This is a genomic window from Polaromonas sp. (assembly GCF_036676035.1).
GTDB lineage: Bacteria > Pseudomonadota > Gammaproteobacteria > Burkholderiales > Burkholderiaceae_C > Polaromonas.
Genome location: NZ_JAKFDR010000118.1, coordinates 45098 through 56826 on the forward strand (window position 1 = coordinate 45098; position 11729 = coordinate 56826).

At 64.0% G+C, this 11729-nt stretch carries 10 protein-coding genes; 4 read left to right on the forward strand and 6 right to left on the reverse strand.

The window, feature by feature from the left end:
* Positions 1–121: 121 nt before the first annotated feature.
* The 3 genes from V6M61_RS18510 to V6M61_RS18520 form a co-directional block, all read right to left on the reverse strand.
* A complete protein-coding gene (locus V6M61_RS18510; RefSeq protein ID WP_332778066.1) occupies positions 122–1003 on the reverse strand; it encodes an ABC transporter ATP-binding protein in 882 nt (293 codons plus the stop codon).
* A 55-nt stretch (positions 1004–1058) separates the two neighbouring features.
* The gene (locus V6M61_RS18515; RefSeq protein ID WP_332778067.1) at positions 1059–3005 is read right to left on the reverse strand and encodes an AMP-dependent synthetase/ligase; all 1947 of its coding nucleotides are present in this window, start codon (positions 3003–3005) and stop codon (positions 1059–1061) included.
* Between the two features lie 173 nt (positions 3006–3178).
* Positions 3179–4372 (reverse strand): ABC transporter substrate-binding protein, encoded by a 1194-nt coding sequence (locus tag V6M61_RS18520; protein ID WP_332778068.1) that lies wholly within the window; start codon positions 4370–4372, stop codon positions 3179–3181.
* A 153-nt stretch (positions 4373–4525) separates the two neighbouring features.
* On the opposite strand from V6M61_RS18520, the gene V6M61_RS18525 reads away from it, so the two are divergent.
* Positions 4526–5251, forward strand: coding sequence for a Crp/Fnr family transcriptional regulator (locus V6M61_RS18525; protein ID WP_332778069.1), 726 nt, complete (start codon positions 4526–4528; stop codon positions 5249–5251).
* A 98-nt stretch (positions 5252–5349) separates the two neighbouring features.
* On the opposite strand, the gene V6M61_RS18530 is transcribed toward V6M61_RS18525, so the two are convergent.
* Positions 5350–6360 (reverse strand): zinc-dependent alcohol dehydrogenase family protein, encoded by a 1011-nt coding sequence (locus V6M61_RS18530; protein WP_332778070.1) that lies wholly within the window; start codon positions 6358–6360, stop codon positions 5350–5352.
* Positions 6361–6490: 130 nt separating this feature from the next.
* Between V6M61_RS18530 and V6M61_RS18535 the strand changes: the two genes are divergently transcribed.
* Positions 6491–7399, forward strand: a complete 909-nt coding sequence (locus V6M61_RS18535) for a LysR family transcriptional regulator (protein ID WP_332778071.1) — start codon at positions 6491–6493, stop codon at positions 7397–7399.
* A gap of 309 nt (positions 7400–7708) precedes the next feature.
* Positions 7709–8572, forward strand: a complete 864-nt coding sequence (locus V6M61_RS18540; RefSeq protein WP_332778072.1) for a pseudouridine synthase — start codon at positions 7709–7711, stop codon at positions 8570–8572.
* Between the two features lie 93 nt (positions 8573–8665).
* On the opposite strand, the gene V6M61_RS18545 is transcribed toward V6M61_RS18540, so the two are convergent.
* Complete coding sequence (locus V6M61_RS18545; protein WP_332778073.1) at positions 8666–9037, reverse strand: hypothetical protein; 372 nt, start codon at positions 9035–9037, stop codon at positions 8666–8668.
* 282 nt (positions 9038–9319) lie between these two features.
* On the opposite strand from V6M61_RS18545, the gene V6M61_RS18550 reads away from it, so the two are divergent.
* The gene (locus V6M61_RS18550; RefSeq protein ID WP_332778074.1) at positions 9320–10675 is read left to right on the forward strand and encodes an esterase/lipase family protein; all 1356 of its coding nucleotides are present in this window, start codon (positions 9320–9322) and stop codon (positions 10673–10675) included.
* A 19-nt stretch (positions 10676–10694) separates the two neighbouring features.
* Here V6M61_RS18550 and V6M61_RS18555 read toward each other — a convergent pair whose 3' ends face one another.
* Positions 10695–11603 carry a hypothetical protein gene (locus tag V6M61_RS18555; protein ID WP_332778075.1) on the reverse strand — a complete coding sequence of 303 codons (909 nt, stop codon included), beginning with the start codon at positions 11601–11603 and terminating at the stop codon, positions 10695–10697.
* Positions 11604–11729: the final 126 nt, after the last annotated feature.

The window sequence follows — 11729 nt, forward strand, 5'->3', positions numbered from 1 at the left end:
GCCGACTCGCTTCGCGTAGCGGCCTCCCCCCTTGCAGGGGGCGCCGCCTGCGGCCCGGCGAAGCCGGTTCCGCGGCGGCCGCTGAAACAAGTCGGTTCAATGTTTATGTTGTGGTACATGGTTAGTGTGAAGTTCCGAGGTAAGCCTTGATCACATCCGGGTTGTTGCGCACCTCATCGGGCGTGCCGTCGCCTATCTTCTTGCCGTAATCCAGCACCACCACGCGGTCGGAGATGTCCATCACCACGCCCATGTCATGCTCGATCAGAACGACCGTGGTGCCGAACTCGTCGTTGACGTCGAGCACGAAGCGGCACATGTCCTGCTTTTCCTCGACGTTCATGCCGGCCATGGGCTCGTCGAGCAGCAGCACCTGCGGCTCCATCGCCAGCGCACGGCCCAGGTCCACGCGCTTTTGCAGGCCATAGGGCAACTGGCCCACGGGGGTCTTGCGGTAGGCCTGGATTTCGAGGAAGTCGATGATGCGTTCCACGAACTCGCGGTGCCGGATTTCTTCACGCTCGGCCGGGCCGATGCGCAGCGCCTGCAGGAACAGGTTGCTCTTGATCTTGAGGTTGCGCCCCGACATGATGTTGTCGAGCACGCTCATGCCCTTGAACAGCGCCAGGTTCTGGAAGGTGCGGGCCACGCCCATCACGGCCACCTGGTGGCTGTTCATGTGCTTGAAGGTCTGACCGCGGAAGGTGATGGAGCCGTGCTGCGGTGTGTAGACGCCGTTGATGCAGTTGAGCATGGAGCTTTTGCCGGCACCGTTGGGGCCGATGATGGCGCGGATCTCATGCTCCTTCACGTTGAAGGAGATGTCCGTCAGCGCCTTGACGCCGCCGAAGCTCAGGGAGATGTTGCTGACATCCAGGATGACCTCGCCGATTTTCTTGGCCGTGCCTATCGGCTGGTTGGCGCTGGTCTGCTCGACGAGTCGCGCCGCAGTGGCCGGTGCTATGGCTTCAACGGGCTCGGCCCGCAGGGGAATGGTGCTCATTGGGTAACCTCCGCGCTGCGCGCTCCGGTATTCGCCTTGGGAACGGCCCGGCTGCTCATGCTGCCGCCTTCACAGGTGAAAATGTTGTCGTGTCCGCAATCTTCAGGGTCGCGCTCACACTGCCGCTGCGGCCGTCTTCAAACTTGACCACGGTTTCAATGAACTGCTCGGTTTTCCCGCCGTACAGGGCATCCACCAGGGGCTGGTATTTTTCGGCGATGAAGCCGCGGCGCACCTTGTTGGTCCGGGTCAGCTCGCCGTCATCGGCGTCGAGTTCCTTGTGCAGCACCAGGAAGCGGCTGACCTGCGAGCCGGCCAGCAGGGCGTCGACGCTGAGGTCGGCGTTGACTTTTTCCACGCATTCCTTGATGAGCTGGTAGACCTCGGGTTTTTGCGCCAGGTCGGTGTAGCCGGCGTAGGGCAGGTTGCGCCGTTCGGCCCAGTTGCCCACCGCGTCAAAGTCGATGTTGATCATCACGCAGACTTTTTCGCGCTGGTCGCCGTAGGCCACCACTTCCTTGATGTGCGGGAAGAACTTGAGCTTGTTTTCCACATACTTGGGGGCAAACATGGCGCCGTCGTTGGCGCCGCCCTTGATGCGGCCCACGTCTTTCACGCGGTCAATGATCTTGAGGTGGCCATGCGCATCCAGAAAGCCTGCGTCGCTGGTGTGGTACCAGCCATCGGCCGTCAGCACCTCGGCCGTGGCGGCCGGGTTCTTGTAATACTCCTTGAGCAGACCGGCGGACTTGACCAGGATTTCTCCGTTGTCGGCGACCTTGATCTGCACGCCTCGGCAGGGTATGCCCACGGTGTCGGCCCGCGCCTGGTGGTCTGGTTGCAGGCAGACGAACACGGCTGTTTCGGTGGAGCCGTACAGCTGCTTGAGGTTGATGCCGATGGAGCGGTAAAAGGTAAACAGGTCCGGGCCGATGGCTTCGCCGGCTGTGTAGGCCACGCGCACGCGCGAAAAACCCAGGTTGTTGCGCAGCGGGCCATACACCAGCAGCCCGCCCAGGGCGTAGGCCAGCCTGTCCAGCACGCCGACCGGCTTGCCGTCCATCAGGTCGGAGCCGGCTTTCTTGGCCACCTTCATGAAGGTGTGGAACATCTTGCGCTTGATCGCGCCGGCGTCTTCCATGCGGATCATCACGCTGGTGAGCAGGCCTTCAAACACGCGCGGCGGTGCGAAGTAGTAAGTGGGGCCGACCTCCTTGAGGTCGATGGTGACGGTGCTGGCGCTTTCGGGGCAGTTCACCACATAGCCGCAGCACAGCCACTGCGCGTAGCTGAAAATGTTCTGGCCGATCCAGGCCGGTGGCAGGTAGGCCAGCACCTCTTCGGCGCCTGTGAGTTTGTCGAACTCGGCGCCGGCCTGGGCGCGGTCAAGCAGGGTGTTGTGCGTGTGCACCACGCCTTTGGGGTTGCCCGTGGTGCCCGAGGTGAAAAACATGGCGGCCACATCATCGGGCTGTGCCTTGTCAACCTCCGCCCTGAAAAAAGCGGGCTGGCTGGCGGCCAATGTTTTGCCGGATTCAATCAGTGCATCCAGTGAGGTGAGGCCCGGTTCCTGGTAGTTGCGCAGACCCCGGGGGTCGTCAAACACGAGGTTGGACAGCAGCGGGCAGCGGTCGCGGATCTCCAGCAGCTTGTCGACCTGTTCCTGGTCTTCCAGCATGGCAAAGCGCACTTCGGCATTGTTGATGGGGAACACGCATTCAGCGCCCACGGCATCCTGGTACAGGGGGATCGGGACGGCGCCAAGGGCCTGGGCGGCCAGCATGGTGGCGTACAGACGGGGCCGATTGGCGCCAATCACCACCATGTGTTCGTCGCGCCGCAAGCCGGCCTGGTGCAGGCCGCAGGCAATGTGCTCCACCAGCGTGGCCATGTCGGCCCAGCTGTGGGCTTGCCAGATGCCGTATTCTTTTTCGCGCATGGCTGCCGCGCCGGGGCGTTCGGCGGCGTGTTTCAGCAGCAATCGGGGGAACGTGGTCTGCATTCCGTTTCCTTGTCTCCAGCTTTTTCCAGTTTTTATGCGGCTTGCCTGTCATGGAAAACCGTTGGTATGAAATGAATGGTAGGCCCCGGTTTGACGCTATGTTGTCATTGCGACGACAATTTGCGGGTAAGTCCTAGTGGGAGTGTCCCCGGGGTGCTGGACGGACATGCTCCTTACCGTATGAACCGGCCGTCGCGTCCCACCATGGTGAGCTCCACAAAGCGGGACGCGCCCTTGGCGGAGTCGCTAAAGCTCACCTCGAAGCCGCCGAGGTCATAGCGCTTGAGGGCCCAGGTGCTGTCGATAAAGCTGCTGCGGCTCGGGTTGCGGCCGGTGCGGCGCAGTGCCTCGGTGAACACCCTGGCGTTGATATAGCCCTCCAGCGCCAGGTGCGAGGGCTCCAGTGTCACGCCAGCGGCTTTCCAGGCCTGCTGGAACTCACGCACCATGGGCACAATCGTGTTACCCGGCAGGGGCACGACCTGCGATACCGCAATGCCGGTCGCGTCGTCACCCAGCGCCTTGATGGTGGCGGCGGAGCCCATGATGGACAGTGCATACAGCGGCAGTCCCTTGCGCAGCGCGCGGGTGGCCTTCACAAAATCAATCGTCGGTTTGCCCGCCAGGCCGAGCAGCACGGCCTCGGGGTTGGCTGCGACCAGCTTGGCCGAGGCAGCGCCGGCATCCGAGGCGTTGTTTTCCACGGTGACGGTGGCCACCGCCGTGAGCTGGTGCCTGGCCATGGAGCGCTGCGTGGCTTCAAACACCTCCTTGCCGAACGAGTTGTTCTGGTAGGCAATGGCGATGCGCTTGATGCCGATGGTGGCCAGGTGCTGCACCAGCTGCTCGGCCTCGTCGGCGTAGCTCGCGCGGATGTTGAAGACGTTGCGCACGTCTTTCGGCCGCGCCAGCAGGGCGCCGGTGAAGGGCGCGAAAAATGGAATGCCCGACTCGATCACCTGGGGCAGCATGGCCTCGATCATCGGGGTGCCCATGCAGTTGAACAGGGCGAAGTTGCTGCGGTCTTCAATCAGGCTCTTCACATTGGCCAGCGCGCGCTTGACGTCGTAGCCATCATCGAGCGCCACCAGCTCAATCGGGCGGCCAGCCACGCCGCCCTTGGCGTTGACCGCGGTGAAGCAGGCTTTGGCCCCCTGGTGCATGGCCTGCCCCAGTTCGCCGAGCGGGCCGCTCAGGGCGATGGACTGGCCGATTTTGAGGGGCGCGGCGTCCTGCGCCTGCAGCGACGGGTGCACGAGCGCGGGCAGCGCGGCCATGGCGCCCAGTACGCTGCGGCGTGTCAGTTTCTGGCCGTCGGCGGCAACGGTCAAGGCCTGCGGATCAGACGGAAGTGGGTGTGCTTTCATGCCTGCCTTTCAAACGGGTTGGTGGATAAAGGAGGCGATGCTATGCTCACAAATGGCAACGGATTGTCCATCTGACGACAATCCAAGGGTGCGCCCTCCCCGGACTTTCCCGAACCAGTTCGAACCAGTTTTCTGTGAGCCAAGCCAACCGCCATGTCCACCGATTTGTCCCTGCACCAGCGCCGCCGCACCCCTACTGTCGAGGAACTCGGCGGCATTCCGTGGCTGCATCAGCTGCTGCCGGTGGAGCGCGAGCGTGCGGTGGCCGAGCTGCAGGTGGGCGATGCCCTGCCGGGCGACTATGTGTGCCGCATCGGGCGGCCCGTGACCTACTGGTTCGGCGTGGTCGAAGGCCTGCTCAAGATGAGCAGCGACAGCGCTCAGGGCGTCACCATGACCTTCACCGGTGTGCCGCCGGGCGGCTGGTTTGGCGAGGGCACGGCGCTCAAGCGTGAGCCCTACCGCTACAACATCCAGGCGCTGCGCAAAAGCGTGGTTGCGGGCCTGCCGGTCGATACCTTTCACTGGCTGCTCGACCACTCGATCGGCTTTAACCGCTTCGTGATGAACCAGCTCAACGAGCGCCTGGGCCAGTTCATCGCCGCGCGCGAGATTGACCGCATGAACAACCCCGACCTGCGGGTGGCGCGCAGCCTGGCCGCCCTGTTCAACCCGGTGCTCTACCCTGGCGTCGGTGAGGTCCTGCGCATCACCCAGCAGGAGATGGCCTACCTGGTGGGCCTGTCACGCCAGCGCGTCAACGAGGCGCTGACCGCACTGGAAGCGCAGGGCACGATTCGGGTGGAATACGGTGGCCTGCGCGTGCTCGATCTGGCGGCACTGCGTTCCAGCGTGTTTACATACAAAAGAGACCTGTAGCCCAATATTTGTGGGCACAAGTAGCTATTTAATTGATAGCAAAATCCCAGCGTGTATGCGCCTGACAGCACGCCGGGCCGCTGTGCCTGGGCACCAGCTCAGAACTTAAGCACGACCTTGCCGAACGGACCCCGCGTCAGATGCGCCAGCGCTGCGGGCAAGGCGGTGTAATCGTATTCGGCGGCGATCACCGGCTGCAGGCCGGTGGCGTCCACGGCGCGCACCAGTTCTTCGAGCGCACGGCGGTGCCCCACGCTGATGCCCTGGATGGTGGGGCGACCCAGAATCACCGGATAGACCGAGCTGCTGACCTCGTCGCCTTCCAGGATGCCGATCACCGAGGCCCGGCCGCCTTGCGCCAGTGCTTGCAGCGAGCGGCCCAGGTTGGCGCCACCCACGATCTCCAGTGCATGGTCCACGCCGCGCCCGCCGGTCAGCTCGCGCGCGGCGCTCACCCAGTCGGCCGCGCCCTGGCGGTTGATGCCGTGGCTGGCGCCCAGGGTGCGGGCCTGCGCCAGCTTGTCGTCGCTGCCCGATACCACGATGACCTGCGCACCGTGGGCGTGGGCGATTTGCAGCCCGAACAGCGCCACGCCGCCGGTGCCGTGCACCAGCACCGTCTGCCCGGCACGCAGCGCACCGGTTTCCACCAGAGCGAACCACGCGGTCAGTCCGGCGCAGGGCAGGGTGCTGGCCTGCGCGGCACTCAGCGAGCGCGGTGCCGCCACCGCCCATTGCTCGTTCAGCACCACATGGCTGGCCAGCATGCCCGGGCCGGTGCCGCCAAGCGCGAACGAGTCCGCCGGCCAGGCGCCATCGGTCCAGCCGGCCCAAAAAGTGCTGATGACGCGATCGCCTTCGCGCCAGCGGCTCACGCCGGCACCAGTGGCGATGACGGTGCCGCACATGTCGGACGCGGGGGTGAAGGGCATGGCGAGCGGCAGGCCCATGCCGTTTTCGATCATCAGCTTGTCGCGGTAGTTCAGGGAGACGGCCTCGACCCGGACCAGCAACTCGCCCGGGCCGGGTGTGGGCACGGGATGTTCTTCCAGGCTCAGGTTGTGCGGGCCGAAGCGGGTGAGTTGCCAGCGTTTCAGGGTGTTTTGCATGGTGTTGCTTTCATTTCAGGGGTTGCGGTGTTTCGTTGTTCACAGCAGAATGGTATTGATTCCAATGAATCGCCGGTGGTGTAAATTAGTAATCTAAATGTTGAATTAATTGATCCAATGAACGGAAGCCATGAATGACCGCTTGAGTGGCATCGAAGAATTTGTCGCCGCAGTGGAGGCCGGTAGCTTTGCGCTGGCGGCCCGGCGGCGGCAACTCACGCGCTCCGCCGTGGCCAAGAGCATTGCCCGGCTCGAGGCGCGCCTGGGCACCCGGCTGTTTCTTCGCACCACGCGCAGCCAGAGCCTGACCGAGGACGGCCAGGCCTACTACGAGCGCTGCCAGCGTGTGCTGGCCGAACTGGACGCGGCGGACGCGAGCATGGATGCCGCCCGTCGCACACCCACGGGCTGCGTGCGCTTGAGCATGCCGGTGCTGTTTGGCCGCCTGTGCATAGGGCCGCTGCTGCTGGAGTTGGCGCGCCGGCACCCGCAACTGGCGCTGGAGGCGTCGTTCTCGGACCGTCGCAGCGACCTGGTGGAGGAGGGTATTGACCTGGCCGTGCGCAGCGGGCCGCTACCCGACAGCACCGCACTGGTGGCGCGACGCCTGGGCGTGCAGCGCATGGTGATGTGCGCGGCCCCGGCCTACCTGGATGCACATGGCTGGCCGCGCGGCATGGATGAGCTGGCTGGGCACCAGGGCATCGTCTACGGGCGCGGCGGCCAGATCAAGCCCTGGGAGTTTCACGATGCGCGCGGCCTGCGGGTCGAGGTGCCCATTGCCTCGCGCTTTTGCTTCGACGACCTCCAGATGATCGCCAGCGCGGCGCAGGCCGGCGTGGGCCTGGCCCGCCTGCCGGTGTGGCTCGTGGCCGACGCGCTGCGCGAGGGCTCTCTGGTGCAACTGTTCGACGAGCCGCAGCCCTTCGGTTATGAGCTGCATGCCGTGTGGCCGTCCACCCGCTACCTGCCGCTGAAAACCCGCGTGGTGGTGGACCTGATGCTGCAAAAATTGCCGCCCTTGCTGGACGCGGGTTGAGGTGCCGGCTTGCAGCCGTGTTGCCACCACTTTGCGCGTCCGGCAGGACAGTTGTCTCCAAAAAAGGGCAGCGACGCAATAAACTGCTATTTAATTTGTAGCTGCTAACGCCCGAAGTGTTTGGGCTGTGGCCCGATTTATGCAAAAGTTACATCTTTCCCATCAAGGTTTGAAAATCCGAACCTTGAGGCCTTCAATGGCGGAAAAATGTTTGCATCGGCTGCCTCTTGCGCCAACGCGGTCAGGGGACAGGCTTCGGGAGGGGCTGCGCCAGCAGGCCGCATGCAGCCATAAAATGGGTGCCAGCCCATGTCTGAACAAACTCCCCCCAAACCACCTGTTGCCGGCGCTGTGCGTGTGCGGGCCGCCTCGGCTGCACCTGCCGGATCACCGGGCGCTTCAACCGGCGGCACCATCCGCCTGAACAAGCGCATGGCCGAACTCGGCCTGTGTTCTCGCCGCGAGGCCGACGACTGGATTGCCCGCGGCTGGGTGCGCGTGAACGGGGCGCCCGCCGTGATGGGCCAGCCGGTCGCCTTTGATGCACGCATCGAGGTGGACCGCCAGGCCGAGCAGCAGCAGCGCCAGCTGGTCACCATCCTGATCAACAAGCCGGTCGGTTATGTCAGCGGCCAGGCCGAAGACGGCCACGAGCCGGCCGTGGCGCTGGTGCAGCCGCAAAACCGCTGGCGCGAGTGCAACAGCCGCATGCGCTGGGGTCATGAGCAACTGCGTGGCCTGGCCCCGGCCGGGCGACTGGACATCGACTCGATCGGCTTGCTGGTGCTGACGCAAGACGGGCGCGTGGCCCGCCAGCTGATTGGCGAAGACTCGGAGATCGAAAAAGAGTATTTGGTGCGGGTGAGCTACAGAACGGAAAAAGGGGAGGAAACCGTCAACGTGCAAGCGGTATTTCCGCCCGAAAAGCTGGCCCTGCTGTGCCATGGCCTGAGCCTGGACGGCCAGGCGCTACGGCCTGCCCAGGTGAGCTGGCAAAACCCCGAACAGCTGCGTTTTGTGCTGAAAGAAGGCAAAAAACGCCAAATTCGCCGCATGTGCGAGCAGGTGGGGCTGTTTGTGACTGGGCTCAAGCGCGTGCGCATAGGTCGTGTCAACCTGGGCCATCTGCCGGTAGGCCAGTGGCGCTACCTGGCTCCGCACGAGCGGTTTTGAAACCCAAGCCTGCCAGGCGCGGGGCAGGCTTAAACCCCGTTGTTTTTGCAGAAAACGACCTGATGCCGGCCAGGAAGGCAGGTTTTGACCCGGTCACCAGGAAATGGTCAGCTCCACCGGATCTGGCGAATTCATGGGTTTGCCGGCGGCCATCGTGAGTGCCGGGCGGTTGAGTTCACCGGGCTCGGCATTGATACGCTGGGATTGGCCGGTCTTGCTGGCAGAGGCGCTGGCAATGGCCTTCACGTCAACCGTGGCCGGGCAGCTGATGCGCAGCGTGCCCGTCTGGCCGTCGGTTTGCCCGCGGTGGGTGCACCGGTGGTCCGCCGTAACGGCTTCACTGAAGGTGCGCAGCACAATGGTGACGCCAAAGGAGCCGGAGGTGGACTCCGCATGGACAACACTGTAAGCCCCCAGCAGAGACTGGATGGCCAAAATAGCAAAGGCGGTTTTGAAAGTTCGCATGGCGCCAACTCCTTCAACTATCAGTGTTGGATACATTTTAACTAAATTGATGAAATTGATGCAAGTGGTAATTTCATTCTGAATTTGTGACTTATTGGCGGTCTCTTGGTGAAATTGATCGAGTCCATAGGGTGTTTACGGCTGAAACTGCGAAAAGTTGAATTGAAAGGCTTGATTTTTTCAATTTCATGGGCGGCATGACCCGTTGGTGTTAGGAGCCTGTCGGACTTGGCTAGTCACCATCCTCTAGTCCGAGCGGTGCATGCCCCCCACAATCGCGGCATGAGCACGCCCCCAAAGCCGGCCCGAACCGCCCAAAATCAGCGGGCCAAGCAGCCCACCCATCTGCATGTCGCTGACATTCAGGGCTTGGCCCGGTTGGCCGCGCAGGCCACGCTGGGGCTGACGGCGCTGACCGAGAAAGTCCACGGCAATGTGTACAAGGCCGTGGCCGCACCCTTGGGTGTGGTGGGCGACCAGTGGGTAGACCGGACGCCCGGTGCAAGCGGGGTCAGGAAATCGGGCATCACCGGCTTGGTGTATGGCAGCGTCAAAGCTGTCACGCGGCTGGCCGCGGGCACGGTGGATGCGGTGCTGTCCCGGGTGGCAGCCCGGGCTGGCGCGCCAAGCTCATCGCCGCAACGCGAAGCGGTGCTGTCGGCGCTCAATGGCGTACTGGGCGACCAGCTGGCTGAGACGTCCAACCCGCTGGCCATTGCCATGCATTTGCGCCATGCCGGCAGGCCGCTGGTCCTTGAAAAGGCGGCGCTCTCCGCCCGTTTTCCCCGGGCCGGCGGCAAGGTGCTGGTGCTGGTTCATGGCCTGTGCATGAATGATTTGCAGTGGTGCAGCGAAAATGCCGAGGGTCATTTGCAGGACCATGGCGAAGCCCTCGCCGGCGCGCTGGGCTACACCCCGGTCTACCTGCACTACAACACCGGCCTGCACACCTCCACCAACGGGGAAGCGCTGGCCGGTTTGCTGGAACAGTTGCTCAAGGCCTGGCCGCAGCCGGTCAAGGACTTGAGCCTGCTGGTGCACAGCATGGGCGGACTGGTGGCGCGCAGCGCCTGCCACCATGGCAAGCAGGCTGGGCAGGGCTGGCGCGCCCGATTGAAGCATCTGGTTTTTCTGGGCACCCCGCACCACGGCGCGCCGCTGGAACGGGTGGGCCACTGGGTGGACCATTTGCTGGGCAGCCATTGGGTGACCCAGCCCTTTGCCCGTATCGGCCAGATCCGCAGCGCGGGCATCACCGACTTGCGCCATGGCCATGTGCTGGAGTGCGATTGGGCGGGCCGCGGCCGCTTTGAGCTTGCGCCGGATGCGCGCCAGGCGCTGCCGTTGCCGCGAGGCGTGAACTGCTACGCCGTCGCCGCCAGTACCGCCATGGCAGCGCCAGCCAGTGGAGGCGGACATGGATCGCTGGCAGTGGTCAGGGATGCATTAAGTCAGAAAATCGTCGGTGATGGCCTGGTGCCCCTGGAGAGCGCTTTGGGCCGGCATGCGCAAGCGCGGCACAGGCTGGCGTTTGCGCCCGAGCACCAGTGGATTGCCTGCGGCATGAACCATATGGAATTGCTCAGCCGGCCGGAGGTGGCGCAGCAACTGGTGCGCTGGCTGGGGGCCGGCGGTTGACAGTAGCAGCGCCGCCCGTTCAGTAGGTGATGGTGACCGTCACCCCGGTCTGGGTCGCTGAGCAGGCGCCCGTGGCGCAGGTGCCGGCTTGCCCGGCTGCAATGGTGCCCGTGACCGTGTAGGGCTGGGCAAAGCCGTTGCCGGTCGCGCCGCTGCTGCTCAGCGCCAGCGTGTAGCTCAGGCCGAGCAACGTGCCCGCTGTCGGCGAAAGCGCCAGCGTGTAGGTGGTGCTGTTTGTGCAGTCCACCGTGAAGTTCATGGTGGCGGTCTGGGGGACCAGCGCAAATGAGGTGTAGTTCAAGGTCAGGGTCGAGGGATTGACCGCGCCAGGCGCCGGATTGCCGCTGGCGACCTGGCCCACGAAGCACTGGGCGGTGATGCTCACGGTGGGGGCGAAGGTCGCGGTCGCGACGACAGCACCTGCAGTAGTCAGTTGCAGGCTGGTGGTGAATAGCTCGTCGAAAATCCCCGCATTATTGCCGGTTTGCCCCGATGGCACGCGGAAGTCATAGGTCAGCGGCACGCTCGCGCTGAGCGCAGCGCCGAAGTTCAGCGTCCCGCTCACGCGCGTGGCCCCGCCTGCGGTGTTGCCCCAGTCGGTCGTCGTGCCATTCTTGAAGATATTGACATCGAGCCGGTTGGCGTTGAAAGTGTCTGTTGCACCGTGGCGAAAGACTCGCCGGGGAAGGCCTGTGCGAGAGCCGTAATTGATGCTGACCCAGTAGGTTTGGGTGGTCGGGTCCGTCGACAGGCGCGTGCAGTTCAGCGTGATCGTGCCGCTGGCATTGGCATTGGCGCCCTGGTTGTTGACGTAGTTGAGGTTGACCGATGTGGCCGTGAGCGTGCAGGTGATGGCCGCCTGGGCTTGCAGCGCGCAAATGCTCAGCAAGGCTGCTGCGGCAAGACGCAATGCGAAAGAGGCAGTCATCAATTTACTCCGTCACATCGTGCAGGACCTGCCTGCGTGATGCCTTCCAGATGCCGAGGGTAACATTATGTAACGGTACCGCTAACGCCGCCCCATTTCAAGCGCCAGCGGGTTCAAGGTTTGCAA